Here is a 26,887-nt window from a genome sequence, read left to right as displayed (position 1 = left end):
CCCCGAAAGGGGCGGGCCTTCGGTCGCGTACGGCCCGCCACAGTGCCGGTCGTCTAGGCTGCCGCTCATGGCAAAACTCGAGGTGTCGACCGAACTCCCCATGGACCCGCACCGTGCGTGGGAGAAGGCATCCCGGCTGCAGAGCTTCGACGAGTGGCTGACCATCCACGACGGCTGGCGCAGCGAACTCCCGGACACCCTCACCGCGGGCACGACACTGCAATCGGTGGTCTCGGTCAAGGGCCTGCGCAACCGCGTCACGTGGACGGTCGTGGAACTCGACGCACCGCACCACGTGGTGCTCCGCGGGACGGGCAAGGCCGGGACGAAGTTCTCGATGCGGCTCGCCGTCACCGCCGCCGGCGAAGGGTCTCGTCTGACGATGAAGATCGACCTCGGGGGAGCGCCGCTGTTCGGACCCATAGGGTCGGGAGTCGCTCGCGCGCTTCAGGGCGACCTGCAGGCGTCGCTCGACACGTTCGCGCGACTCTACGGCTGACCGGGCACGCTCCCGCCATTCTTCTGCGCCGCATTTTTTGCGCCGCACCCGCCTTCTTTCGCCGCTCCCGCCGTGGTGGTGCCTCGTCGCCGGTCATGATCGCTACGTCTGCAGCCCCGTTGTTCTTCGCCGATCGTGCATACCACGCCCTCCGTGCGGGGAAGCTTGATAGTGCGGGAGTACAGGCAGAGTCCGGCGCATGCCCCCGTGACGCGCACGGCGCCCGAGCGGATTCGTGGTTCCCGCACGTCGCTGTCAGCAGGCGGCGAGAACGGCAGCCGATGGCTCCGACCGCTACCGACGAGGTGTACGGCGGGCTGTCGAGGAACGGAGCGAGAACATGAGCATCCTGAACGAGACCTACACGCTTTCGAACGGCGTAACCATCCCCAAGCTCGGCCTGGGCACCTGGTTCATCGACAACGACAAGGCCGCCGACGCGGTGCGAGCCGCACTCGAGATCGGCTACCGCAACATCGACACCGCGCAGGCCTACGGGAACGAGCGCGGCGTCGGTGAGGGCGTCCGCACCTCCGGAATCGGACGCGAGGAACTGTTCGTCTCGACCAAACTGGCGGCAGAGATCAAGGACTACGACGCTGCCGCGGCCGCGATCGACGGCTCGCTGGATGCGCTCGGTCTCGAACGCATCGACCTGATGCTGATCCACAGCCCGCAACCCTGGAAAGACTTCCGCGGCGGCGACTACACCGACGGCAACCGCCAAGCATGGCGCGCGCTGGAGGACGCCCATCGGGCAGGCAAGCTCCGGGCGATCGGCGTCTCGAACTTCCTGCAGGAAGACCTGGAAAAGCTCCTGGAGGGTAGTGCTTCCGTCCCGCACGCGAACCAGGTACTGGTGCACGCGGGCAACACGCCGAGCGAGTTGATGGCGTATTGCGCCAACAGGAACATCCTCGTCGAGGCGTACTCGCCGATCGCACACGGCGAGATCCTGCGCAATCCGGATGTACAGGCGATGGCCGGCAAGTACGGCGTTTCTGTGCCGCAGCTGTGTATCCGGTACACGCTGCAGCTGGGCGCCGTGTCACTGCCGAAGACCGAGAACCCCGACCACATGCGCTCCAACGCCGACGTCGACTTCGTGATCGCAGAATCGGACATGATTGCGCTCCGGGAACTTCGTGCCCGGGACTACGGCGCGTCGAGCGTGTTCCCGATATACGGCGGCAGCTAGGAACGACGCCGTGACGACGTACCAGCCGTCACGACGCACTACAAGGCTCTTGACGTCCCAGGAGAAGCCGTCGCGGCGACGTTCACCATCGTCGCGTTCACCGCGGCATTGCCGGTGAACGTATCGGTGACCGCCGGGTCGTGCAGCAGGTTGACGTTGGCGCCGGGATGCGCGGCGGCGGTGAACCAGCCGACACCCTTCTCAGCGTGACCCCACCCGTGCGGGATGGCGACCGTGCCGGCCCGGATTTCGTCGCTGACCTCGACGGGCACCACGATGCTCCCGATTCGGGAGCGCACTGTCACCGGCTGACCGTGCACGAGCGACCGGGACGCCGCGTCGTCGGGATGCATCAGGACCGTGCACCGGTCTCGGCCCTTCACCATGGTCGGAACGTTGTGCAACCACGAGTTGTTCGATCGCAGGTGGCGTCGCCCGACCAGCCGGAGATCGAATTCCTCTTCCCGGGAGCCGTTCTCGGCGTCGGTGAGCAGGCGACGTGTCTCCTCTACGAACTCCGGCGGCGCCACGTGCACGCGGCGATCCCGCGTAGCCACCAGGGACCGGAGCCGTGGTTGCAGCGGCCCGAGGTCGATTCCGCCGCGGGCGCGCCGGATCCGCCCGAGTGTCAATCCTCGACGCCCGCGACGCAGGACTCCGTGCGGTCCTGCCAGGACGCCGAACGCGCTCAGCCGTAGTGGGCTGAGTCGGCCGAGCAGAGCGCGGAAAGGACGAGCCGACCAGCTGCGGAAGGGAAGCGGAAGTACCTCGAGGGTCAGGCGCGACATGATCTGCCAGTCCTCGAGCGCGTCGGCCGCAGGTTCGAACACCCGTGCGCTGAACCGTGCGTTGTTCCGGACGGAGAAGACCGGGAACAGGAAATCGAACTCGTCCCGTTCGAGGTGGGATACCGGCGGAAGGATCAGGTCGGCGTGCCTGGATGTCTCGGTGAGGTACATGTCGACCGCGACGAAGAAGTCGAGGCTGTCGAGGGCCTCGTCGAGACGGCCGCCGTGCGGGGTGGACAGCACCGGGTTTCCGGCGTAGGTGACCAGAGCGCGTACCGGACCGGCGGAATCCTGTGCCTCACCGAGGATCTCGTCCGCCAAGCCCACCACCGGCAGTTCCGTGCGGAACGACTTGTGCTCGCCGGTGCGGTTGCTCCACATGCCGTATCCGGAACCGAGTCGCCGCAGAAGACGCGCCGCGTCGATCGGAGGTGAGGAAAACATCTGACCGCCCGGCCGGTCGAGATTTCCGGTCACGGCGTTGAGGGTGTTCACCAGCCAGTGGGTGAGGGTGCCGGTGACCTGATGGCAGACACCGATGCGGGCGTATGCGACCGCGGACCGTGCCGAAGCCTGGTCGCGGGCGAGTCGTCGGATCGTGTCCGCGTCCACCCCGGCGCGCGGCGCCATCTTCTCGGGTGTGCAGGCCGCGACCAGCTGGGCCAATTCCTCCGTGCCGGCCAGGGGCACGGTGCCGGGGGCCTGGCGGATACCGTCGGCGAAGATCGTGTGCAGCATTCCGAGCAGCAGGTACGGATCGCCGCCCGGAGATACCGCGACGTGTTCGTCTGCGAGCCGCGCGGTCTCGGTGCGCCGCGGGTCGACGACGACCACCGAGCCGCCGCGGCGACGGATCGCGGCGATGCGTCCGCGGGCGTCGGGCATGGTGGTGACCGAGCCGTTGGACACCGCGGGGTTGGCCCCCAGGATCAGGAGGCGGTCGGTGCGATCGACGTCTGCGATCGGCATCAATACGTTCGAGCCGAACATCTTCCACGCTGCGAACTCCTGCGGGAATTGATCGATCGAGGACGCCGAGTAGAACTTCCTGGTGAGGAGGGCGATACGCAGGGCGATCCCGTAGAGGACAGAGGAGCTGTGTGCCGCGGGGTTGCCCAGGTACATCGCGATCGCGTCGCGGCCGTGCCGTCGCTGGACGGTACGCAACCGGTTTCCTGCGAGGGCGAACGCCTCGTCCCAGCCGATCTCTTCGAAGCTGTCGCCGACCCGCCGTATCGGGCGACGCAGCCGGTCCGGGTCGTAGTGCAGATCCGCGAGCGCGGTCGCTTTCGGGCAGATGTACCCGTGTGAGAGCACGTCGTCGGGATCCCCCTCGATGCGGGTGACCCTGTCGTCGTCGACGGTGACGAGGATTCCGCAGTGCGCTTCGCACAGGGTGCATTGGCGAGCGACAGTACGTGTGGACACGGCGGCTCCCTCCGCGGTCGTGTGCGCAACGTAGCACTGTCGCGAGTCGCTTGTGAACGATCGCGGCGGAGGGCAACAACCCCAGGAGCCGGGCTATGTCAGCGATGGGCCGTGGACGTGAACTGGTGAGTCGCCGCGTCGACGATTTCTTCGGGAGTAATCGCGATTTCGTCGTTCAGCCACGCGGTCACCAGTTCGGCCAGGCCGCCGACGAACAGCAGTCCGTTGATCTCGCCCTGGTGCGGGGGCCACGCGCGGTCCCCGTACATCAGCGTCGCTTCGTCCGCGACCATCTGGGCGAACCCGCGCAGTGCCGCGCGTCGATGCGAGCGCAGAGGCTCGAACGCTGCGGACTGGATCATCGCGACCCGTCCCTTGCGCGGATCGTCGGTGAGGATGGTGACGAACGCCGTGATCGCGTTGCGCACGCGCTGCTCGAGCGTTCCGGTGCTCGTCCGCAGTGCACTCAGGCCGGCGTCGCGGATCTCGTCGGCGATCCGGTCCAGCACCGCCTGTAGCAATTCGTCTCTGCTGGTGAAGCTTTCGTAGAAGTAGCGCTCGGTCAGTTTGGCCTGCGCGCAGATGGCGGTCATGGTGGCGCCGCTCTGCCCGGCGGCCGCAAACACCTCCAGCCCTGCCTCGAGCAGGCTCTCGCGCCGTGATGCCGCGCGCTGCTCGCCGGTCAGGCCCGCATACCGGCGGGGCGTAGGAGATGTCATACCCCGATCTTGACAGACGGGATCGGTGTGACACACACTACAAACATCTGACAGAGCGTCCTGTCAGATCAATTCGGGAATGAGGGTTCATCGTGACGAAGATCCTGGCCGCTCCACCCGCCGACTCGCAGTTGCAGCCGATCCCGGGCCACGCGGGTCCGCCCCTCGTCGGCCACGCGCTCGAGTACATCCGCGATCCGCTGACGATGATGCAGAAGCGGTGGGACGCCTACGGCGAGGTTTCGTGGTTCACGATGATCGGCCGGCGCTGGGTTGCCGTCCTCGGTCCCGACGCGTGCCAGGAAGTGCTCCAGAACAAGGATCGGGCCTTTGTGAACAGCGACGGGTGGTCGGCGCTGATCGGCCCCTTCTTCCACGGCGGCCTCATGCTGCTCGACTCGGACGAACACCTGCGGCACCGCCGGATCATGCAGCAGGCGTTCACTCGCTCACGCCTCGAGAAGACGGTCGACGCCCTCCACCCGGCCATCGGTGCCGCACTCGACACGTGGGTGCCCACCGACGGGCTCCGTGCCTACACCGAACTCAAGACACTCACGCTCGATCTCGCCACGGACATCTTCATGGGCGGGGCGGAAGGCAGTACCGAGCGTGAGATCGACGCAATCAAGAAGGCTTTCGTCGACTGCGTCCAAGCGGCGACCTCGGTGATCCGCTATCCCGTCCCCGGCACGCGGTGGAAGCGGGGACTCGACGGCCGCCGTCTCCTCGAAGAGTTCTTCCGCCGGTACCTCCCGGCGCGCCGCACCCACGAGACCGACGACCTGTTCTCCGTGCTCTGCCACATCGAATCCGAAGCAGGACAACGCTTCAGCGACGACGAGGTCGTCGACCACATGATCTTCCTGCTCATGGCCGCGCACGACACGTCCACGATCACCCTCTCCACGATGATGCAGTACCTCGGTCAGCATCCGCAGTGGCGGGAGAGGTGCCGGGCGGAGTCGCTCGCACTGGGCACATCGACACCCGGTTACGGGGACCTCGACGGTCTGGTCGGTCTCGATCTGGTCATGAAGGAGTGCCTCCGTATCGTTGCCCCCGTGCCGGTCATGGCGCGCCGGGCGGTGCGCGACACCGAGGTGCAGGGGCATTTCGTGCCCGCGGGAACGTACGCCGCAGTGGCGCCGCACTTCACTCACCACATGCCGCAGTACTGGCCGGACCCCGAACGATTCGACCCCGAACGCTTTGCGGAGCACCGGCGCGAAGACAAGGTGCATCGGTACGCCTGGGAGCCCTTCGGCGGAGGTGTGCACAAATGCCTGGGAATGCACTTCGCCGGCGCCGAGATCAAAGCGATCATGCATCACCTGCTGCTGCGCTTCGACTGGGATGTCGACCCCGGCTACGTCGCGCCACTGAATTTCACGTCCCTGCCGTTCCCCTCCGACGGCCAGCCCGTGGATCTGCGCGTACGGGACTGAACTCGTCCGCAATCCGGCCGATCCGGGCACGGGCACGGCATTATGAGGTGATGCCGACACGCACGGTCGACGGGCACCGCATCACGCTCACCAATACCGACAAAGTGCTGTATCCGCGGACCGGCACGACGAAGGGCGACGTCATCGCCTACTACGAGGCCGTCGCCGACGCGATGCTTCCGCACGTGGTGGGCCGGGCCGGTACCCGGAAACGCTGGCCCAACGGCGTCGACGAACCGGCGTTCTTCGAGAAGAACCTCGCCGAGCACGCCCCGGTATGGATCGACCGCCGCACGCTGCACCACAAGCAACGCCGGGTCACGTACCCGCTCTTCGATTCGGCTGCGAGCCTCGTCTGGCTCGGGCAACAGGCCGCGCTCGAACTGCACGTTCCGCAATGGCGCTTCGACGACGACCACGCCGGTCCCGCCACCCGGATCGTGTTCGACCTCGACCCGGGGCCCGGAGCGGGCCTACCCGAATGCGCGGTCGTGGCCCGGTACGTCCGCGACACCGTGGCCGAACTGGGCTGGACGGCGTATCCGGTCACGAGCGGCAGCAAGGGGATTCACCTGTATGTCCCGCTCGATCGGATACTGAGCACCTCCGGGGCCTCGACCGTCGCCAAGCAGGTCGCGACCAACCTCGCGTCCGCGTACCCCGACCTGGTGACCGCCACGATGTCGAAGTCGGTGCGGCCCGGAAAGGTGTTCGTCGACTGGAGCCAGAACAACGGGGCGAAGACCACCGTCGCACCGTATTCGCTGCGTGGACGCGAGGAGCCGTGGGTCGCGGCGCCGCGCGCGTGGGACGAACTCGACGACCCGGACCTGCGGCACCTGCGGTTCGACGAGGTGCTCGACCGCCTCGGCGAATACGGCGACCTGCTCGAAGGCCTCGATCCGCCACTCGATACCCGGGGTTCCTCCGACGCGCTCGAGGCGTACCGGAGCAAACGCGACGCGTCGCGCACTCCCGAACCCGTGCCGCGCGGTATTGCGGGGGACGGCTCCGGCGACCGGTTCGTCATCCAGGAACACCATGCCCGGCGACTGCACTTCGATCTGAGGCTCGAGCGCGACGGGGTCCTCGCATCCTGGGCCGTCCCGAAGAACCTGCCCGACAGTCCTGGTCGCAATCATCTCGCCGTCCACACCGAGGACCACCCGATCGAATACCTCACCTTCCACGGCACGATCCCGAAGGGCGAATACGGCGGCGGGACCATGACCATCTGGGACACCGGCACCTACGAGACCGAGAAGTGGCGCGACGACGAGGTGATCGTCCACCTGCACGGAACCCGGATAGACGGACGGTACGCACTGATCCGTACCGAGAAGGACCAGTGGCTGGCACACCGTATGAAGGAACAGTCGTCGGGTGCCCGCGCGTCCGCGTTTCCGCGCGACATCGCTCCGATGCTCGCGACTCCCGGCGAGGTAGCCGGCTTGGACGCCGAACACTGGGCCTTCGAAGGCAAGTGGGACGGTTATCGTGCGATTGCCGAGGTCTGCGACGGCACATTGCGCCTTCACAGCAGATCGGGACGCGACATCACGGGGGAATACCCTCCGCTCGCCGAGTTGGCGACGATCCTCGAAGGCCACGACGCGGTGCTCGACGGTGAGATCGTGGCCGTCGATCCCCAAGGCGTCACCAGCTTTTCGCGCCTGCAGCAAGGGGTGAAAGCGGAGTACCGGGTTTTCGACGTGCTCTACCTGGACGGGGTGTCACTGCTGCGCAAGACGTACGACGACCGGCGCCGGGTGCTCGGCGCGCTCGCCGCCGCGACCGACGGGCTGCTCGTCCCCGACCAGTTGCCCGGTGACGGGGCAGAGGCACTCCGTCGCAGCCGGGACGCGCGCTGGGAAGGTGTGATCGCCAAGCGTCGCGACTCGGTGTATCTGCCGGGAAAGCGGGGGAGCGCCTGGATCAAGGAGAAGAACTGGCTCACCCGATCGGTTCTCGTCGGCGGCTACCAGCCGGGAAAAGGCAATCGCTCCGCGACTTTCGGATCTTTGCTGCTCGGGGTGTACGACGACGACCGTCTCGTGTACGTGGGAAAGGTCGGCACCGGATTCGACGAGCACACCCTCACCGAATTGACGACCGCGATGCGGAGGCTGGTGCGGAAGTCGAGCCCGTTCTCCGACGAGGTGCCGCGGGCGGAGAGCCGAGACGCGGTCTGGCTACGTCCCGAACTGGTGGGTGAAGTGCGGTTTCAGGGGTGGACGGACGGTGGCCGACTGCGGCACACGAGTTGGCAGGGGCTGCGCGACGATCTCGACCCGGCGTCCGTGCGCAGAGAAGGAACCGACGCGGGCTGATACCGTTCGTTCTGCATACGACATCAGGCAATCGGGAGGGCTGTCATGGCCGAAAGTTCTGCTCCCGTCCGCCGGATCGGGCTTGTCGAAGACCACGAGTCGGTGGCTCTGGGACTGGCGGCGATGCTCGCCGACCAGCCGGATCTCGATCTCGTCTGTGCGGCTCCGACAGTGGCCGCACTGCTCGCACAACACACCGACCTCGATCTCGCCGTGCTGGACCTGCGGCTGGCCGACGGGTCGTCGCCGAAGGACAATGTCGAACAGTTGCGGGCGGTAGGACTCGAAACCCTCATCTTCACCGGTGCCGAGAACCCTTTTCTGTTGCGGTCCGCGGCGCGCGCGGGAGTTCTCGGCGTGGTCCGCAAGTCGGAACCCGCCGCGGTGGTGGTCGCGGCGATCCGGGTCGCGGCGAATGGTGGGCAGATCGCGAGCACCGAGTGGGCCGCTGCGATCGACGGTGATCCCGAACTCGGCGATGTCGGCCTCAGTCCCCGGCAGCTCGAGGTGCTCGAACTGTACGCATCGGGGGAGAAGCTGGATCGTGTCGCGCGGTTGACCGGGCTCGCCCCGCAAACCGTCAACGACTATCTGCAACGGATTCGGGCGAAGTATGCCGAAGCCGGCCGGCCCGCTCCCACCAAGACCGACCTGTACAAGCGTGCGATCGAGGACGGGTGGCTGCCGATTCCGGAGCGCCACGATGCCCGTCGTCGTGGCTGACCGGATCTCCGGCGCTGGGACCGCGGCCGCCGATCGCCTCGTGCGAATGTTCGCGCGCTTCATCGCAATCGGATACGTCTGCTATCTCTTGCTGGTCTTCGGCGAGGTGATCGGGCAGGCGGATCTGACCGCCGCGTGGTGGACTCCGGTGGCCGTGACGTTGATCTTCGGGTCGAGCGCAGCGTTCGGTTTCTCCGCGTCGTGGAGCGGTGCTCACCGCATGAAGCAGTTCGCGGCGGCGAACGCGATCCTCTACCTCGTGGCGCTGGCTCTGTGGTTCCCCGCCTGGAACGGATCGGTTGTCCCGCAGGACCACACCCTGTGGTTCAGTTCTTTCCCCGGACTCGCCTCGTTCGCGGCCGCGGTGGCCTGGCGGCCGCCCTGGGCGTTCCTGCACATGGTGTGTGCGATCCTGCTCGCACAGGGCGCCGATCACACCGTCCGAGATGCTCCGTTCGTACAGAACCTTCTCCCCGACGTCGCGTTCGGACTCGTTTTCTGCACCGTCTTTCTCGCGGCGGCCGTGGTGGGTCTCGGCACCGGGCGCACGCTCGACGAGACTGTTGCCGCGACCCACGCCGAAGTGGCAGCCACCGCCGCGCTGGAGGCTCGGAACCGCGAACGTGAACGGTTCGCTGCACTCGTCCACGATCGGGTGATGTCGACGCTGCTCGCGGCGGCCCGTCGTGCACCCGACGAATCCGTCGTTCCCCAGGCGGCACGAGCGCTGGCCGAACTCGACAATCTCCGACGCCGTGGCGACGACGACGAGATGATGGCCGCGCACGTGGCCGTGTCCCGACTGCGCACCGCTGCCGTCGAATCGGACGAGGAAGTCGCTGTCTCCTCGTGCATCTCGCCCGGCGACGAGAAGGCGCTGTTTCCGGCGCAACCGGTCCGCGTCATCGCTGCGGCGCTCGGGGAAGCCGTCCGCAACAGCGTGCGGCACGCCGGACCGGACGCGACGCGGTCGGTGGTGATCGACGCCGGGCCGGGCAGGCTGGACGTCCGTGTCGTCGACGACGGCTGCGGTTTCGACCCGGATGTCGTGGCGCAGAACCGCCTCGGGGTCAGTGTCAGTATCCGTGCGCGGATGAACCAGCTTCCCGGTGGAACCGCGGACGTGCGCACGGTGCCCGGGGCCGGAACCATGGTGTCCCTGTCGTGGCGGGAGGAGACGACGTGACCGGTGCGAATGCGACCGTCTCGGACCTTCTGCACATGCACAGCACGCCGGCGCGCGCGCTCGCGGGACTGTATGCGGTGACCTGCGTCGTGCTCGCCGCGTACAACGTCGACCGTGTCGAGTCCGTCTGGCCGATGGCCGTTGCGGTGCTGGTGTGCGTGGCGGCGGCTTTCGTGCTCGTGAGGGTCGAAGGGGACCCGTTGCCGCTGCGCCCGGCGCTGGCACTCATGTGTACCGGAGCGGTGTCGTGCGGTGCTCTCTTCTCGGTGGTCCCGCCGGGCCCCACGGAGCAGCCCGTGCACCTGTGGACCTTCGGGATGTCCGCAGCGATCCTGGTGTTCATGTGTGTGCGAGGGCGCACGCTCCTCGCGTGGATCGGGTTGATTCTGATGCTCCTCACCGCGGCGGTGTGGGGAGCGACGGAAGGACCGGGAGCGGCCTACGCCCTGGGCGTGTCTGTCATCAATGCCGGACCGGTGCTCATGGGCACGGTGTTCGCGTACACGATCCGGCCGCTGGCGCGCTCCATCTACGTCCTTCGAGAGCAGTCCACGCGCCGGGTCGCACGGGAATCCGCCACCGCCGCCCTTCTCGAGGAACGCGACGCGCAACTCGACCGGCTCGATGCTCTGGCCCGGCCGATGCTCGCGCTCCTCGCGTCCGGAGAGGCGCTCAGGGACGAGGACCGAACGAAGTGTGCGCTCCTCGAAGCACGTCTGCGAGACATGCTGCGGGCGCCCGCGCTGCAGGATCCCGCGGTCGTGGAAGCCGCGCAGGCGGCGCGCCTGCGGGGAGTGGAAGTGGTCATGCTGGACGACAAGGGAATGGACGACACGCCCGCGTCGGTGCGTCATCGGGTGCATCGTGCGGTGGCGGACTGCCTGGACACCGTATGGACCGGATCGGCGACCGTGCGGGTTCTTCCGCCGGGACGTACTGCGCTGGTGACCGTGCTGCTGCGAGGCGACGCCGAGGTACGCCGGATCGAACTCGACCGTGAGGGCCGCTCGGTGTCCCTCGGCGCCCTGGTGTCCACCGGAGGACCATCGACTACGCGGAACTGACGATGCCCCTCGTTTCATGGGCAGGAGAACATGGGGCTGGGGGCGACCGGTATCTCGCTGTAGCGTTCTCCCGACCGAGAAGGATTCGTCGGGGGATCGTGCTCGGTCGATCGTTGCCTACAGAGGGATACGCCATGACCAGCATGCTCGACAAGACCCCGACCTACCGGAAGCCGGCACTGACGGCCCGTGAAATCGAGATCCTTCGCGAGTGGCTGGTGTGTGAATCCAAGTCCGAGGCCGCCTCGCGCCTGTACGTCACTGCCGCCACCGTGAGCACTCACATCGTGCGCATTCGCGAGAAGTACGCACGCGTGGGCCGCGCCGCGCCCACGAAGACCTCGCTCCTGGCCCGCGCGCTGCAGGACGGCGTGGTCTCCATCGACGAACTGTGACCGACGCACCCTGATTCCGGTCACGGCGGAGACTCGCCGGGTACCGGCGAGCATTAGGGTGTCGCCGTGACGATCCTGAAGTCCCTGCTGCTCTTCGCTGTCGCCGCGCTGTTCGAAATCGGCGGCGCCTGGCTCGTGTGGCAAGGAGTGCGTGAGCACCGGGGATGGATCTGGGTCGGCGCGGGTGTGATCGCACTGGGTGCATACGGATTCGTGGCGACCCTGCAACCGGACGCGAACTTCGGACGCATTCTCGCGGCGTACGGCGGTGTGTTCGTCGCCGGTTCCCTGGCCTGGGGCATGGTCGTGGACGGATTCCGGCCGGACCGGTGGGATGTGTCCGGCGCGCTCGTCTGTCTGGTGGGCGTTGCGATGATCATGTACAGCCCGCGGTAATCCCGCGCGCCTCCGCCTTCTCGGCTTCTCGGACAGGACGGGTGGTGAGGTTTCGGTGCTGTTGCACCGGGAACCCGAACCGCGATCCGCTCGCCCGACCGCAGAACAGGAGACGCGTATGCCCAATGTGGCCGACGGAATCGTTGACCGGCTGAAGGACTGGGGAGTGCGCCGGGTCTTCGGGTACGCCGGGGACGGGATCGACCCCGTCCTCGCCGCGCTCGACCGCGCATCCGACCACATCGAGTTGGTCACGGCACGCCATGAGGAGATGGCGGCGTTCATGGCCACCGGCCACGCCAAATACACCGGTGAGGTGGGGGTGTGCCTCGCGACCCAGGGTCCCGGCGCAATCCATCTCCTCACCGGCCTCTACGACGCGAAGCTCGACAGCAAACCGGTGGTCGCGATCGTCGGCCAGGTGGTCACCTCCGCACAGGGGAGCGGCTACCAGCAGGAGGTGGAACTGCCCACCTTGTTCAAGGACGTCTGCGCCCAGTACGTGCAGAGCATCGACAGTCCCGAGCAGCTCGGGCCCGCGCTCGACAATGCGTTCCGCACCGCCCGAGCCACCTCCAGCCCCACCTGTGTCATCGTGCCGCACGACATCCAGCAGGCGGACGAACCGGAACGCGAACACGCGCACGGGTTCGTTCCCAGCACCGCCGCCTTCGCTTCGCCACGCGTGATTCCCGCCGAGACCGATCTCGACAGGGCCGCGGACGTACTCAACGCCGGTGAGAAGGTGGCGTTGCTCGTCGGTCAGGGCGCTTACGGTGCCGCGGCCGAAATTGCGGAGGCGGCAGAGCGACTCGGTGCCGGCGTCACCACATCGCTGCTCGGTAAGCCGGTGGTGGACGAGACCGAGCCGTGGGCCTGCGGGGTGATGGGTCACCTCGGTACCACCGCATCCGCCGACCTGATGGCGGGGTGCGACACCCTGCTCATCGTGGGCAGCAACGACCCGTGGACCGAGTTCTACCCCGCGCCCGGGCAGGCCCGGGCCGTCCAAATCGATATCGAGTCCAGGAATCTCGGTGCGAAATATCCCATCGAGGTGGCGCTTCCCGGTGACGCGACCGAGACGTTGCGGGCATTGCTTCCGCGACTCGAGCAGAGCCGGCGTCCGTGGCGCGACGAAGTCGCGAACATGGTGCAGGACTGGCGGCAGATCGCGGCGGCGCGCTGCGCCGAGAAGCCGGAGCGGCTCAATCCGCAGGCTGTCGTCGCCGCGCTGTCCGACCACCTGCCGTCGGACGCTCAGGTCGCTGTCGACGTCGGTTCGGTCGTGTACTGGTATGCGCGGATGCTGCGGCTGCCCCGGGGCGTGCCGGCGCACCTGTCCAGCACACTGGCGTCGATGGGGTCCGCGCTTCCCTACGGGCTCGCTGCCAAGCTCGCCCGGCCGGATCGACCCGTGATCGCGCTCGCGGGCGACGGTGCAATGCAGATGAGCGGCAACTCCGAACTCGTGACGGTGGCCCACCACTGGCGCAACTGGGCCGACCCGAGGTTCGTCGTCCTCGTGCTCGACAACGGAGACCTTGCCGAGGTGTCGTGGGAGCAAAGAGAAATGGAGGGAGACGCCCGCATCCCGGCCTCACAGGACGTACCGGTGTTTCCGTATGCCGACTATGCCCGGCTGCTCGGCCTCGAAGGCATTCGCATCGAGCGGCCCGAGGACATCGACGACGCGTGGCGCGCGGCGCTCGCCGCCGATCGTCCCGTGGTGATCCAGGCGGTGACCGATCCCGCGACACCGTTGCTGCCGCCGCGGGCTCCGGGTGCCAAGGTGGACAAGATGTTCGGCGCGCTCGATCAGGAGGGTGCCGGCGACGCCGCGCGGCAACTGCGTGGACAACGGGCGCAGGAGAATCCCGAGGACTGACGCCCGCACGTGTACGACACCCGTCCGACCGAGGAGGACCCATGTTCGAACGTAATGTGGCCGACGGCGTGCACAGGATCGAGCACGCTCACGTCAACGTGTATCTGGTCGAGGACGACGACGGTGTCACCTTGGTGGACACGGGTTTTCCCGCGACCTTCCGCCACATCGAATCCGCCCTGCGGGAGATCGGACGCTCGCCGCAGGACGTGCGTGCGATCGTGCTGACGCATGCGCACTTCGACCACGTCGGTTCGGCGCGTCGTGCGCACCGCGCGTGGCGGGTTCCGGTGTGGGCACATCGGCGGGAGCAGTATCTCGCCGCGCATCCGTACCGGTACAAGCCGGAGCGTGCGCGCCTGCTCTATCCCTTCCGCTACCCGAAATCACTCCTGGTCCTCGGCCGGATGACGGCAGCGGGGGCGTTGGGGGTCCGGGGCCTCCCGGATACGACCCCGTTCGAGACCGGCGCTCGGCTCGATGTTCCCGGTGGGCCTCGAGCGGTCTTCACGCCCGGTCATACATTCGGGCATTGTGCCCTCCACCTCCCGGACCGGAATACCGTGATCTCGGGCGACGCCCTCGTCACCCTCGACCCGTACACCTGTAAAACAGGACCGCACGTGGTCGCGGGCGCCGCGACGACCGACAGCGCTCAGGCTCTGGCGTCGCTGTCGGCTCTCGCGGAGACCGCTGCCGGCACCGTTCTGCCGGGCCACGGTGAACCCTGGTTCGACGGGGTGGACTCGGCGGTCGAGCAAGCACTACTGGCCGGCCCGTCCTGACGTTCGAGAGACCGCGCCGCGCTCACGACTCGCTGCCCCTGAGCGTCGCTTCGTACCCGGTGGTGAGCCAGAAGACCGTCCGGTCGATGGTGGGCATGATGTCGTGGATGGCGATGTCGCCGTCGCGGCAGCGTCCGACCAGACCGTAGACAACGCTCGACAGGATGGACCTCAGTTCGGCGACGAAGCCGGGGTCGACGTCGGACAGGACCGCCATGCCTACAGGGACGACCGGATCGAAGCCCCGCATGTGCAGTCCTTCGCCGCCAGGTGCGGCTCTCACCTGGAAGTAGGCGAGAAGCATGTGCGGGTGCTTCTCCCACGGCTCGAAGATCGCGCGCAGGACTCTCATCATGGCCGGGTGCAACGGCTCGTCCGCGTGCCGGGTCTGCGGAACGAGGGCCGAGTGGTTGCTCTCCATCCAGCGCTCGATCGCGGCAAGAATGAGGACGTCGCGGGTGGCGTAGTGCTTGTAGACGGTCGACAGCGATATGCGTGCGCGGCGGGCCACCTCGCGTAGCTGGACCGCCTCGAATCCTCCCTCGTCGAGCAGTTCTACGACGCTGTCGAGAAGTCGGTCCTCGCCGTCGCGCAAAATGGTGTTCTCCATTTCTACCAATTCCCTTGCCGTCCTCGGATAACAGAGTTACCGTGACGCCGGTAACACCGTTACTCACCGTACATCGGACGGCATTCACGCCGAATGCGTGCTCTCGCCGTCCGGGCCCGACTTCACCCTTTGGAGCGCCCGATGACGGGACCACCGAAGCACCTGCACATCGATCGCGATATGTGCGAGGCCCACGCGTTGTGTGTCGAGATCGCCCCCGAGATCTTCGAACTCGCCGACGACGACATCGCGACGTGCAACGAGACACCACCGGAAGCTTTGTGGCCCAAGGCGCACTCGGCCGTGAGTGCATGCCCGCGCCAGGCCATCGGTATCCGCGAGGACTCCTCCACCACCTCCACTCGTTCACCGAAAGGTCAGTGAACCGATGACCGATCTCGCCTCAGCCGACTACTTCTCCGACGGCGACCTGGCGCAAAACCCCTTCGACTATTTCGACCACCTCCGAAGCCGGAATCCCGTGTTCCGCGAGCCGAACTACGGCGTCGTGGTGGTCACCGGCTATCCGGAGGTTGTCGAGGGCTTCAAGAACTCCGAGGCGCTCTCCGCGGTCAACGCGATCGGCGGGCCGTTTCCGCCGTTGCCGTTCGAACCCGAGGGCGACGACATCACGGACCAGATCGCGGCGCACCGTCACCTCTTTCCGATCTCGGAGCACATGGTCGTGATGGACCCTCCCGATCACACGCGTGCACGCTCGTTGCTGGGCCGGCTCCTCACGCCGAAGCGGCTGAAGGAAAACGAGGAGTACCTGTGGTCGCTCGCGGACCAGGTGCTCGACGAATTCTTCGACGACGAGCACTGCGAGTTCCTCGGGCAGTACGCCAAACCGTTTGCCACTCTGGCGATCACGGACCTTCTGGGAGTTCCGGAGGGGGACCGCGAAGAGTTCCGTTTCGCGCTCGGTGCCGCCGAGCGATCCGGTATCCCGGTGGGGGCACTCGACCACAGAACGGTCGCGGTCAATCCGCTCGAGTACCTCGACGACCGCTTCTCCGGTTACCTCGCCGAGCGGCGACGTGAACCCCGCGGGGACATTCTCAGTGGTCTGGCAGCGGCAACGTATCCGGACGGGACCACGCCGGAACTGCTCGAGCTCGTCCGGCCGGCGACCTTCCTGTTCGCCGCCGGCCAGGAAACGGTGACGAAGCTACTCAGTTCGGCGCTGCGGGTGCTCTGCGAACGACCGGAATACCAGAAGATCTTGCGCGAGGATCGCAGCCTCGTAAAACCCTTCATGGAAGAGTCGCTGCGATTCGACAGTCCGACCAAGGTCGACTTCCGCCTGGTGAAGAAGAACACCACCATCGGCGACGTCGAGGTCCGCGCGGGGACCGTGGTCATGCTGAGCCTTGCAGCGGCCAACCGTGATCCGCGAAAGTTCGAGAACCCGAACGAATTCCGGCTCGACCGCAAGAACGCGCACGATCACATCGCATTCGGGCGGGGCCTGCACACGTGCGCAGGCGCGCCGCTTGCCCGCATCGAAGGCCACGTCACGCTCAACAAGTTGCTCGACCGCATGAGCGACATCCGCATCAGCGACAGCGCACACGGCCCGGAAGACGACCGGAAGTTCCTCTACGAGCCCACCTTCCTGCTCCGCGGACTCGTCGAGCTGAACATCGAGTACACCAGAAATCCCTGATACCCGAACACAATTCGACTGAAGCAGTCCCACGGTTACCGCGCCGGGTCATCACCCGGGGCGCAATGAGAGAGGGAGTTCATGGCGGGAAGAGTTGAAGGCAAGGTCGCGTTCGTCACCGGTGCCGCGCGCGGTCAGGGACGTAGTCACGCGGTGCGATTGGCGCAAGAGGGCGCGGACATCATCGCCCTGGACATCTGCGGCCCCATCAGGGACAACGCACTGATCGAACCGGCCACTCCGGAGGACATGGCCGAGACCGTCGAGGTGGTCAAGGGCCTGAACCGGCGGATCGTGACGGTGCAAGCCGACGTCCGCGATTTCGACGCGGTCAAGGCCGCCGTCGACGACGGGGTCGCACAACTGGGGCGGCTCGACATCATCGTCGCCAACGCCGGGATCGGAACGGGCGGAACCCCGCTTCACCAGACCGACGAGTTCGACTGGCAGGAAATGCAGGACATCAACCTGTCGGGAGTCTGGAAGACGGTGAAGGCAGCCGTACCCCACATCATCGGGGGCGGGCAGGGTGGTTCGATCATCCTGACGAGTTCGGTGGGCGGACTCAAGGCCTATCCGAATACGGGCCCGTACATCGCGGCCAAGCACGGTGTCGTCGGTTTGATGCGCTCGTTCGCAGTCGAGCTGGGTGAACACTTCATCCGCGTCAATACGGTGCACCCCACCAATGTGAACACCCCGATGTTCATGAACGAGGGCGCCATGAAGATGTTCCGCCCCGACCTCGAGAATCCGGGACCGGACGACCTGAAGGTGGCGGCACAGTTCATGCACGTGCTGCCGATCGGCTGGGTGGAACCCGAAGACATCAGCAACGCTGTGCTCTTCCTGGCGTCGGACGAATCCCGGTATGTCACGGGCCTGACTCTCACAATCGACGCCGGCAGCACACTCAAGTAGGCAAGACCGTACGAAGCGATCCGTCGCCCGTCCGAGCTTCGCGAAAGCCGGTACCGGGCGACGGATCGTTCTTCTGTGCCCCCGGCAGGATTCGAACCTGCGACACCCGCTTTAGGAGAGCGGTGCTCTATCCCCTGAGCTACGAGGGCGCGCGCGTGAGGCGGCGGACCGGATCATGGCGCGCTGTGAGTGTAGCGGGCGGCAGGTGCCGAGGGCGAAGCGAACGGCTCTCGGCGTCGGTCCGGTGGGGGTCGAATCGGCCGTTGTCCCGCACCCTGAGATTAAGAGATGATCACGCTGGCGCATCCCTATATCGTTTTGTTACCTTGGGTCGCCAGGAACGACGGGCCACCGGAGGCTCAGCTCGAAATCGGGACGACGAACGGGAAAATGACTGTGGGACGGCACCAGCTCGCACGTGAAGAAAATGCTTTCGATATCGACTTTTCCTTTTCCCCGTCCAATAAGGGCCGTCACCGCGTGGAGCCCACCGGTACGTCCGCGCCGGTGAAGGCTGCGACCGTCGCCGCAGCCACCGGTGCCTTCTTTGCCGTCGGCGCCCAGTTCACCGCGGGCACCGCCGCCGCACATCCCGGTCACGAGGCTCCGGCCCACACGGAGGCTCCGACCACCGGCACCCTCCCGTTCGAGCTTCCCGAAGGCCTGCTGCCCGCCGGTGTCGAGATCCCCGGTGTGACCACGCAGGACGCGCCGCAGCTTCCGGCCGAGGTCACCCAGTTCGTCGACCAGTTCGCCGGTGGAAACAACTGGCTGGACAGTCTGAACCCGATCAAGCCGAGCACCGTGCAACCCGTCTCCGGCACGCTCACCTCCGATTTCGGTGCTCGCTGGGGCGCCCACCACGGCGGCATCGACATCGCCGCCCCGATCGGCACCCCGATCTCCTCCGCATCCGACGGCACCGTGCTCGACGCCGGTGCGGCCTCCGGATACGGACAGTGGGTGCGCGTGCTCAACGACGACGGCACCACCGCCGTCTACGGTCACGTCGACACCTACCAGGTTTCCGCCGGTGAGCGTGTCACCGCCGGACAGCAGATCGCGACCGTCGGCAACCTCGGCTGGTCCACCGGTCCGCACCTCCACTTCGAGGTCTGGGATCAGAACGGCACGAAGGTCGACCCCAACGCGTGGCTCAGCAACCGCGGTGTCGTCGCCGACTGGGACAACTTCCGCTCGGTCTGATCGCCTGTCTCCTGCGGGCTGCCGTGCGAGCGTTAGGCTTGTTCCGAGACAGACGTCAGCGCGACCGGGGGTTCCATGGGCACCGAGATTTCGGCACGTTCGTTCACCGGCGCGGACCGGCGAGCGTTCCGTCGCAAGGTACGCGACTGCATCGGCGCGCTCGAACGGATGCTGCGCGAGGACGTGTTCGTGGACGTGCACTCGTCGCCGGAACCGCAACTCGGCATGGAGATCGAGTTCAACCTCGTCCAGGACGACATGGCTCCCGCGATGTCGAATATCGAGGTGCTGCAGGCGATCGACGATCACGCCGTCTTCCAGACCGAACTCGGCCAGTTCAACGTCGAGATGAACGTCGAGCCGGGTCCGCTGACCGGTGACGCGACCCTCGAGCTCGAAGAGTCTCTCCGGTCTTCGTTGCGGCGCGCCGCCGACCGGATGCACCGGCACAATGCCCAGCTCGTGATGATCGGGATGCTCCCCACTCTCGAACTCGACCACCTCGGACGGGACCGCATCACCGCCAATCCGCGCTACGAGGCTCTCAACGAGCAGATTTTCGCGGCCCGCGGAGAAGACCTCGAACTGGACCTGGACGGCGTACCGCTTCCGGGGACCGACGAAGTGGAATCTCTTCGCGAGGACATGAATTCGGTCGTCCCCGAGGCGGCGTGCACCTCGTTGCAGTTGCACCTGCGGGTCGCACCCGAGGACTTCGCACCGCACTGGAATGCGGCTCAGTGTCTCGCCGGCGTCCAGGTTGCCCTCGGCGCCAACTCACCGTTCTTCGCAGGCAAGTCGCTGTGGCACGAGAGCCGGATCCCGTTGTTCGCACAGGCCACCGACACTCGCCCGTTCGAGTTGAAGAACCAGGGCGTGCGGCCCCGAGTGTGGTTCGGTGAGCGCTGGATCGAATCTCCCCTCGACCTCTTCGAGGAGAACTCCCGCTACTTCACGGCGCTGCTGCCCGAGGTGAGCGATTCGGATCCGATGACCGAACTCGATGCCGGCCGGATTCCCGAACTGCGGGAACTCCAGATGCACAACGGCACGATCTATCGCTGGAACCGTCCGGTGTACGACATCAGCGACGGGCAAGCGCACCTCCGCGTCGAAAACCGTGTGCTGCCCGCCGGGCCGACGGTGCTCGACACGATGGCGAACGCGGCGTTCTACTACGGCGCCCTTCGCGCGCTCGTCGACGCCGAAGAACCGCTGTGGCGTCAGATGAGTTTCGATGCGGCCGAGAAGAATCTGGTCCTCTGTGCGAAGTTCGGTCTCGACGCCAGACTGTACTGGCCGAAGATCGGCTGGGTGGGTGCCGACGAACTCGTCCTGCGGTGTCTGCTGCCCTTGGCCGACAAGGGACTCGAGGCGTTCGGCCTCTCGTCGAAAGCCCGCGATCGGTACCTCGGGATCATCGAGGGCCGGTGCGGCAACCGGAGGACCGGCGCGGCGTGGCAGCGCGAGCACGTCGCCAAGCGGGAAGCGTCGGGCGAAGACCGGCGTACCGCGCTCCGAGGGATGATGGGTGAGTACGTGGGGAACATGCTCGAGGGCAACCCCGTTCACCAGTGGGATTGATCCGGTAGGCAGACCCCACCGCGCTCAGATCTCCAGGGCACTCAGATCTCCAGTGCGCGCGTGACCACCACACTGGGCTGCACGACCACCCGATCGGTCGGCGGCTCGTAGCCGGGCACCACCGACAGGTCGCCCGAAAGATCGCTCACCCGGACACCGAGCCGATCGCTGAGCACACTCAGCGTGAGTGTGACCTCGATGCCGTTCGGGCCCGGCGCCCAGAACATGAATCCGAAGTCCGAAGACGGCTCGGCTCGTTGCCCATCGACTGTCGCGCCGTGGACGGTGGCTGTCGCGCCGTCGACCCACAACCCCACCGCGGGAGCACCTCTGGGCGATGACAAACGGAGCCGCAGCTCCCGGGCGCCACCGGCACTCGTGTCCTCGAGGACCTCCACGTCGGGTGGGACAAGGTCGGCCACGGGTGCCGCACCATGGGACAGCGACTCGTCCGCTCGCCACGGAAACAGTTCCGGAAGCGGGGTCGCGGACGCGGTGAGAAGGGCCTCGCTCCATGCGGACCGCGGTCCGTGCGGCGATGCCCACGTCGCACTGCCGTTGTCGGTGTCGAGCGCGTACCAGAGGTATTCCTGACGTGGATCCGTCGCCCCGTCGCGGTTGACGACGCCGGCCGCCACCGTGCACACCGCGACGAGGAGCAGCGCGCCGAGTGCGGACCACCGGATGCTCGTCTCGCGCAGGATCGGCTCCCAGAGCGGAAGCGTCGCGGCGAACGTGAGGGCGACGAAGATGCCGGCGCCCGGTGCGCCCGCGACCAATCCCGCGTCGAACGAGACGAGTATGGCGCGCACCCCGAGCACCGCCCCGGGCAGTGCGCCGAGTGTGAGTACGGCGAGTCGCCGGTTGACGGCGTCGGCGGGTAGCAGCAGCGTGACGAGAACGGCGACCACTGCGGGGAGGACGGGGAGCACGAGCGTCGACGCGGCACCCGGAAAGGGAGTGCCTAGCAGCGCGAGCAGTGCGACGGCAAGGAAGGCACCACAGGTGAGGGCGGGTCCGGGCACGCGCCGGCGGAGCGCCGCGGCGACGACGAACAGCAGGCCCAGTGCCGCAACGACCGCCGCGATCTGGAACGGGCCCGGGCGGTAGGGCTCCTCGGCGACCGGTGCTGCCATCCCCGGCGACACCTGTTGCGCGAGCCACCACGGGAGCCAGGCAAGGGCAGCGGCGAGCGCACCCGCGACGACCGTGAGGGCGCCGGTTGCCAGGATCTGGAGAGGCGTAGCGTCTCTGCGCCGGACACGGACAACCACCAGTAGGGCCACCGCCACGAGGAGGAGGACGGCACCGGCGATTTCCACCCACCGCGGATAATGCAGCAGGCCCCACGGCACCAGTGAGACGACCTCGTCTCCGCCGTCGTCCAGCGTCATCAAGTCGGTGTCCGCCAGGATCCGGGCGGTGGACAGGGAGGTATCGCCCATCTGCTGGAGCGACTCCCGGCTCAGCCGGTCCGGGGTGTCGAGCGGGCTGTGGTAGTACGCGGCACCTGCCGCGATCGCGGTGTCGAACCCGGAGAAGCCCGCTTCGGTGAAGTTCCGGAAATCGGTGTCGTTGGGGAGCGCCTCGAATGCCAGCTGGGTGAGGGAGTCCGCCTCCGCCCACGGCGATCGGGTGAGTGCGTCGAGCAGAGCGCCGTTGGGGAAGGTCATCCGGAAAGTCATCGGGATTCCCGCATTGCCGCGGGCCTCGTGGTTGAGGACGACCGTCGGGCCGAGTGCGGGTGAACGCGACCGGGTGAACACCTGGGAGCCGAGCAGTCCGTTCTCCTCACCGTCGGTGAGCAGCACCATGATGTCGTTGCGCGGCGCGGGACCGACACCGAGGGCCCGTGCCGTTTCCAGTGCGGTGCTCACCCCGATCCCGTCGTCGCCCGCGCCGGGTGATCCGACCACCGTGTCGTAATGAGCGGCGAGCACTACGGTTCCGGTGGGATCGGAACCGGGGACCATCGCGATGATGTTCCCGACCCGGGCGCCGCGTTGTTCGGGTGGATCGTCGTTCGTCGTCCATCCGACGCCGGACTGAACCGTGGTGCGCCATCCGAGTTCCTGGAGGGTGGCGACGAGGTAGTCGCGCGCTGCGGTGTGCTCGGGCGTGCCCGGAACACGGGGCGTCGTGGCGATCGCGTCGATATGGGTGGCGGCGCGTCCGGCGCTGAAGACCTCGGGCGGAGCACCGGCATCGAGCGGTTCGGGAAAAGACGGGAACACTGCTACGGCGAAGCCGATGAGCAGGATGCTCAGCAGTGCGAGCAGGCTCCCGCCTCGGGGCAGGCTCGGTGCTCGGTCGACGCCCGTATCCATGGGCGCGAGCGTAGCCGGGCAAACGGCACATTGTGCGCCGGACAGCGGTCTTTGGTCCGTGCGGCCGCGCCGGACACTCCCGACCACACGACCGATCTCACGTCTCCTGGCTGGAGGGTTGGTGCTGTGTGGGGCAAAGGATTCAGGGACGGCTACCGGCGGTGCCGCGTCGGCGGCGGGTGACGACCCACCGCCACAGCATCGTCGCCGGCGAGCCGGTGTAGGTGAGGTTCGGCCCGAGATTCACCCCGAGCAGCATCGACGGGCATGAGGGTCGAGGCGGAGTTTGCCGGATGCGCAGACGCATAACTCGCCGGACGACGTGAAATGCCCATGGAGAGGCAGCGGCGAGCACAGCGGGAGTGAGCAGAACTACCGTCGCATCGACGCTCAGTACCGCGGTCGTGGTGGCACATGCGGCGAAGACCCACACGAGCAACCGGACGGGACTTCCCCGTGCGCTGTGCCGCAGCATCGAGGCCATCCACCGGAACACTCCGTGAGCGTCCGTCGCGTGCGCCAGAACCAGGATCGCGGCGAGGAAACCGACCGTCGGAAGGAGTGCCCGCACCTGATCGAGCGCCTGTTCGGGCGTCAACGCCCCGATCACGGTCAACAGAATCGCAGCGGGTCCGGCCACCGCCACCTCGGGCAATCCGTGCGGTCGCACGACGGCGGCGACGAGCACCAGCACGATCAGCGCAACCACGACGACGATCACCGCGCCATCATCTCTCCTGACGGCGGGGACCGGAGAACGAACATTCGACAGCATTCCCGCGCGGACGCTGCGATGATTACGGGTGCGCCTGTCCGCCGAAACCACACGGTTGACGCGGAAATACCCCGCTCGACGCGGAAGAACCCCGCTTGACGTCACGGCTTCGAGACGAGCGAGATCATGCCGACCTCACCGAACAAGACGACAGCGATTGCGGCCGAATGCGCCTGCGAGGGCGAGACGGTGGCAGACGCCGGGACGATCCGTCCGGCGACATGATCGCCGGAGGTGCGCAGCGGACACAGCACAAGGCGGGTTCTCCCGGCCTGGCGATCGGCGACGCCGCCGCGAGCCCGGTCGCCGAGGTGCTGTCACGCCTCGGATCCTCGTCGTCCGGGCTGAGCGCCACGGAGGCCGCAGAGCGACTCGAGAGTGTCGGACCGAACGCCGTCCGGAGTTACGGGGTGCGGGTGTGGGCAGTCCTCGCGCGACAGTTGCGGAGCGCACTGCTGCTCCTGCTGGCCGTCACCGCAATCGCGTCGTTCTTTCTCGGGAATCGGAGCGACGCCGTCGTCATCGGGATCATTCTCGTCGCCAGTGTCGGCCTCGGATTCGTCAACGAGTACCGAGCCGAACGTGCGACCGCTGCGCTGCACTCGAACGTGCGGCACACGACCGTCGTTCTGCGGGACGGCGCGGCCGCGCGGGTCGATGTCACCGAACTCGTACCCGGCGACGTGGTGCGCCTGGTGCTCGGGGACGTCGTGCCGGCCGACATCCGACTGCTGGACGTCGTCGATCTCGAATGCGACGAGAGCGTGCTCACCGGAGAATCCGAACCCGCTGTCAAGACCACCGATGCCGTCCCGGAGGGTGCGGCGACGGCGGACCTGACGGATTGCGCTTTCATGGGCACGATCGTCCACGGGGGGACCGGCACGGGCGTGGTGGTCTCGACAGGAGTGAACGCGGAATTCGGGCGCATCGCTCGCGGACTCGGTGACAGGGAACCGGAAACGGACTTCCAGCGCGGACTGCGAAGCTTTTCGGTGCTGCTGCTGCAGGTAGCACTGGTTCTGACATCGCTGATCGTCCTGATCAATCTGCTGCTCGACCGCCCGCTCATCGAGTCGCTGCTGTTCGCGCTCGCGATCGCGGTGGGTATCACGCCCCAGTTGCTTCCCGCAGTGGTCAGCACCGCTCTGGCGTCCGGATCCCGCCGTTTGGCAGCGCAGAAGGTGCTGGTCAAACGACTCGTGTGCATCGAAGACCTCGGCGATGTGGACTTCCTGATCACGGACAAGACCGGCACCCTCACCACCGGGCGGATCGCATTCGTCGAAGCCGTACCTCTCGACGGCAACAGCGCCGAACACACCGTGCTGCACGGATTGCTCGCGACCGAGACGGAAACCGCCGGTTCCGGGCAACGGATCGCGGCCAACGCGATGGACACGGCACTGTGGGAGTCGGCGGGGGAGATCGGCGGGCAGGCCGACCGGTACCGGCGTATCGACGGCGTACCGTTCGACCACAGTCGTCGCATGGCCTCGGCGCTGACCGCTGATCCGGACGGTGACGCGACATTTCTGGTGGTCAAGGGCGCACCCGAATCGGTGCTGGCGCGTTGTGTGGAGGCGAGTGCCGACGCGCGCGAGCGGCTGGCACAGCTGTTCGACGAGGGGCGCCGCGTCGTCGCGGTGGCGACGAAGAATCTCGACGGGTCGCGGACCCGGGTCGGAGCCGACGACGAGCACGACCTCCACTTGACGGGATTCCTCGTGTTCTCGGACGAGCCGAAGGAGTCGGCACGACACTCGCTGGACCGGCTTGCTCGACTGGGCATCACCGTCAAGGTCGCGACCGGCGACAACGCCCAGGTGGCGGAGCGGGTCTGCGCCGAGTTGGGTCTCGGCTCGGCTGGCAGCGTGACAGGCGCCGAACTCGGACGTCTCGACGACGATCAGTTCGCTGAAATCGCCCAGCGTGCAACTGTGTTCGCACGGGTGTCCCCGGAACAGAAGGCGCGGTTGGTGCGGGCGCTACGCGGGCATGGGCGCGCGGTCGGGTTTCTCGGGGACGGTGTCAACGACGCGCTCGCGCTCCATGCCGCCGACGTCGGAATCTCCGTCGATTCGGGCACGGATGTGGCGAAAGACGCCGCGGACGTGGTTCTTCTGGAAAAGGATCTCGGTGTGCTCGCCGACGGCGTCACCGAGGGCCGTCGGACCTTCGCCAACACCATCAAATACGTCTTGATGAGCACGTCGAGCAATTTCGGCAACATGTTCAGTGCCGCTGCCGCATCGGCTGTGCTCACCTTCCTGCCGATGTTGCCCAGCCAGATCCTGCTCAACAACCTGCTCTACGACTCGAGTCAGCTGGCGCTCCCGGGCGACCGGGTCGACCCGGAGGAACTGCGTGCGCCGTCGCATTGGGACATCGGGTTCATCCGCCGGTTCATGCTGTTCTTCGGCCCGCTGAGTTCATTGTTCGACTTCGTGACGTTCGGGCTCATGCTCGGGGTGTTCCATGCCGGACCGGAACTGTTCCGTACGGGATGGTTCGTCGAGTCGCTGGCCACCCAGATTCTGATCGTCTTCGCGATCCGCACGCGCCGTACGCCTTTCATCCGCAGCCGGCCGAGCCGCACCCTGATCGTGACGGTCGCGGTGGTCCTCGCCGTGGGTATCGGCGTGACCTACTCCCCGTTCGCCGACGACCTCGGTTTCACGAGCCTGCCGCTCGGGTTCTTCGCCATGCTCGTCGTGCTGATCGTCGGCTACCTGGTTCTGATCGAGTTCGCCAAACGGTTGTTCTACGCCGAGCCGCTGCACCATCCTCCACCCTCACCGCGACGCGGACGACGGCGTCGACTGCATCGGCGCGCAGCGCACTTCGGCACCGGCGCGAGGCTTCCGGTGGTCGTTGCGCGCGTGGCGAATTCCGCGTCGGGCCATGCGGCGAGCAAGGGTGGAGGATGAGCGACGACGACTCCTGTC

Annotated in this window: 22 protein-coding genes and 1 tRNA gene; 17 read left to right on the top strand and 6 right to left on the bottom strand. The window is 67.0% G+C overall.

Annotated elements, in window-relative coordinates; genetic code table 11:
- Window positions 1-67: 67 nt before the first annotated feature.
- Window positions 68-499 (top strand): SRPBCC family protein, encoded by a 432-nt coding sequence (locus ACFWBU_RS16485; protein ID WP_169621130.1) that lies wholly within the window; start codon window positions 68-70, stop codon window positions 497-499.
- Between the two features lie 340 nt (window positions 500-839).
- The gene (locus ACFWBU_RS16480) at window positions 840-1,697 is read left to right on the top strand and encodes an aldo/keto reductase (protein WP_296549412.1); all 858 of its coding nucleotides are present in this window, start codon (window positions 840-842) and stop codon (window positions 1,695-1,697) included.
- A 38-nt stretch (window positions 1,698-1,735) separates the two neighbouring features.
- On the opposite strand, the gene ACFWBU_RS16475 is transcribed toward ACFWBU_RS16480, so the two are convergent.
- Together ACFWBU_RS16475 and ACFWBU_RS16470 are read right to left on the bottom strand one after the other, a co-directional pair.
- The gene (locus tag ACFWBU_RS16475) at window positions 1,736-3,913 is read right to left on the bottom strand and encodes a molybdopterin-dependent oxidoreductase (RefSeq protein WP_378528750.1); all 2,178 of its coding nucleotides are present in this window, start codon (window positions 3,911-3,913) and stop codon (window positions 1,736-1,738) included.
- A gap of 98 nt (window positions 3,914-4,011) precedes the next feature.
- Window positions 4,012-4,632, bottom strand: coding sequence for a TetR/AcrR family transcriptional regulator (locus tag ACFWBU_RS16470; RefSeq protein ID WP_169651870.1), 621 nt, complete (start codon window positions 4,630-4,632; stop codon window positions 4,012-4,014).
- A gap of 92 nt (window positions 4,633-4,724) precedes the next feature.
- Here ACFWBU_RS16470 and ACFWBU_RS16465 point away from each other — a divergent pair, with 92 nt between their 5' ends.
- The 9 genes from ACFWBU_RS16465 (at window position 4,725) to ACFWBU_RS16425 (ending at window position 14,847) form a co-directional block, all read left to right on the top strand.
- Window positions 4,725-6,080, top strand: coding sequence for a cytochrome P450 (locus ACFWBU_RS16465; RefSeq protein ID WP_378528749.1), 1,356 nt, complete (start codon window positions 4,725-4,727; stop codon window positions 6,078-6,080).
- Between the two features lie 50 nt (window positions 6,081-6,130).
- Entirely contained in the window at window positions 6,131-8,410 is a 2,280-nt protein-coding gene (locus ACFWBU_RS16460) for an ATP-dependent DNA ligase (RefSeq protein ID WP_296549409.1), read from the top strand.
- A 45-nt stretch (window positions 8,411-8,455) separates the two neighbouring features.
- Window positions 8,456-9,133 carry a response regulator transcription factor gene (locus ACFWBU_RS16455; protein ID WP_169651867.1) on the top strand — a complete coding sequence of 226 codons (678 nt, stop codon included), beginning with the start codon at window positions 8,456-8,458 and terminating at the stop codon, window positions 9,131-9,133.
- The gene (locus ACFWBU_RS16450) at window positions 9,114-10,319 is read left to right on the top strand and encodes a sensor histidine kinase (RefSeq protein ID WP_378528748.1); all 1,206 of its coding nucleotides are present in this window, start codon (window positions 9,114-9,116) and stop codon (window positions 10,317-10,319) included. Before ACFWBU_RS16455 ends, ACFWBU_RS16450 begins: the two co-directional genes overlap by 20 nt.
- On the top strand, window positions 10,316-11,383 hold the full coding sequence (locus ACFWBU_RS16445; RefSeq protein WP_378528747.1) for a hypothetical protein: 1,068 nt from the start codon (window positions 10,316-10,318) through the stop codon (window positions 11,381-11,383). The genes ACFWBU_RS16450 and ACFWBU_RS16445 overlap by 4 nt, the downstream gene beginning before the upstream one ends.
- A gap of 134 nt (window positions 11,384-11,517) precedes the next feature.
- Window positions 11,518-11,778, top strand: a complete 261-nt coding sequence (locus ACFWBU_RS16440) for a LuxR C-terminal-related transcriptional regulator (protein WP_169621123.1) — start codon at window positions 11,518-11,520, stop codon at window positions 11,776-11,778.
- 66 nt (window positions 11,779-11,844) lie between these two features.
- The gene (locus ACFWBU_RS16435) at window positions 11,845-12,174 is read left to right on the top strand and encodes a YnfA family protein (RefSeq protein WP_072701618.1); all 330 of its coding nucleotides are present in this window, start codon (window positions 11,845-11,847) and stop codon (window positions 12,172-12,174) included.
- Window positions 12,175-12,292: 118 nt separating this feature from the next.
- On the top strand, window positions 12,293-14,062 hold the full coding sequence (locus ACFWBU_RS16430) for a thiamine pyrophosphate-requiring protein (protein ID WP_378528746.1): 1,770 nt from the start codon (window positions 12,293-12,295) through the stop codon (window positions 14,060-14,062).
- A gap of 41 nt (window positions 14,063-14,103) precedes the next feature.
- Window positions 14,104-14,847: an MBL fold metallo-hydrolase gene (locus tag ACFWBU_RS16425; protein WP_296549407.1), complete on the top strand. Its 744-nt coding sequence runs from the start codon at window positions 14,104-14,106 to the stop codon at window positions 14,845-14,847.
- A gap of 22 nt (window positions 14,848-14,869) precedes the next feature.
- On the opposite strand, the gene ACFWBU_RS16420 is transcribed toward ACFWBU_RS16425, so the two are convergent.
- Window positions 14,870-15,457 carry a TetR family transcriptional regulator gene (locus tag ACFWBU_RS16420; RefSeq protein ID WP_169651864.1) on the bottom strand — a complete coding sequence of 196 codons (588 nt, stop codon included), beginning with the start codon at window positions 15,455-15,457 and terminating at the stop codon, window positions 14,870-14,872.
- Between the two features lie 141 nt (window positions 15,458-15,598).
- Between ACFWBU_RS16420 and ACFWBU_RS16415 the strand changes: the two genes are divergently transcribed.
- From ACFWBU_RS16415 to ACFWBU_RS16405, 3 genes are all read left to right on the top strand, one after another.
- Entirely contained in the window at window positions 15,599-15,841 is a 243-nt protein-coding gene (locus tag ACFWBU_RS16415; RefSeq protein ID WP_169621118.1) for a ferredoxin, read from the top strand.
- 4 nt (window positions 15,842-15,845) lie between these two features.
- Window positions 15,846-17,126 (top strand): cytochrome P450, encoded by a 1,281-nt coding sequence (locus tag ACFWBU_RS16410; RefSeq protein WP_378528745.1) that lies wholly within the window; start codon window positions 15,846-15,848, stop codon window positions 17,124-17,126.
- 81 nt (window positions 17,127-17,207) lie between these two features.
- A complete protein-coding gene (locus tag ACFWBU_RS16405) occupies window positions 17,208-18,047 on the top strand; it encodes a mycofactocin-coupled SDR family oxidoreductase (protein ID WP_378528744.1) in 840 nt (279 codons plus the stop codon).
- 76 nt (window positions 18,048-18,123) lie between these two features.
- On the opposite strand, the gene ACFWBU_RS16400 is transcribed toward ACFWBU_RS16405, so the two are convergent.
- Window positions 18,124-18,196 (bottom strand) — tRNA-Arg (locus ACFWBU_RS16400).
- Between the two features lie 247 nt (window positions 18,197-18,443).
- Between ACFWBU_RS16400 and ACFWBU_RS16395 the strand changes: the two genes are divergently transcribed.
- Together ACFWBU_RS16395 and ACFWBU_RS16390 are read left to right on the top strand one after the other, a co-directional pair.
- The gene (locus tag ACFWBU_RS16395; RefSeq protein WP_378528752.1) at window positions 18,444-19,253 is read left to right on the top strand and encodes a M23 family metallopeptidase; all 810 of its coding nucleotides are present in this window, start codon (window positions 18,444-18,446) and stop codon (window positions 19,251-19,253) included.
- 75 nt (window positions 19,254-19,328) lie between these two features.
- Window positions 19,329-20,837, top strand: coding sequence for a glutamate-cysteine ligase family protein (locus ACFWBU_RS16390; RefSeq protein WP_378528743.1), 1,509 nt, complete (start codon window positions 19,329-19,331; stop codon window positions 20,835-20,837).
- 41 nt (window positions 20,838-20,878) lie between these two features.
- Here the strand turns inward: ACFWBU_RS16390 and ACFWBU_RS16385 are convergent, their stop codons facing one another.
- Complete coding sequence (locus ACFWBU_RS16385; RefSeq protein WP_378528742.1) at window positions 20,879-23,164, bottom strand: M28 family peptidase; 2,286 nt, start codon at window positions 23,162-23,164, stop codon at window positions 20,879-20,881.
- 142 nt (window positions 23,165-23,306) lie between these two features.
- Entirely contained in the window at window positions 23,307-23,885 is a 579-nt protein-coding gene (locus tag ACFWBU_RS16380) for an SLC13 family permease (protein ID WP_346765306.1), read from the bottom strand.
- Between the two features lie 275 nt (window positions 23,886-24,160).
- Here ACFWBU_RS16380 and mgtA point away from each other — a divergent pair, with 275 nt between their 5' ends.
- On the top strand, window positions 24,161-26,869 hold the full coding sequence (gene mgtA, locus ACFWBU_RS16375; RefSeq protein WP_378528751.1) for a magnesium-translocating P-type ATPase: 2,709 nt from the start codon (window positions 24,161-24,163) through the stop codon (window positions 26,867-26,869).
- Window positions 26,870-26,887 lie beyond the last annotated feature (18 nt).

The sequence above is a fragment of the Rhodococcus sp. NPDC060084 genome, assembly GCF_042730335.1.
Lineage (GTDB): Bacteria > Actinomycetota > Actinomycetes > Mycobacteriales > Mycobacteriaceae > Rhodococcus.
Note: the sequence above shows the minus strand (reverse complement) of the source record. Positions and strands in the feature narration are given on the sequence as shown.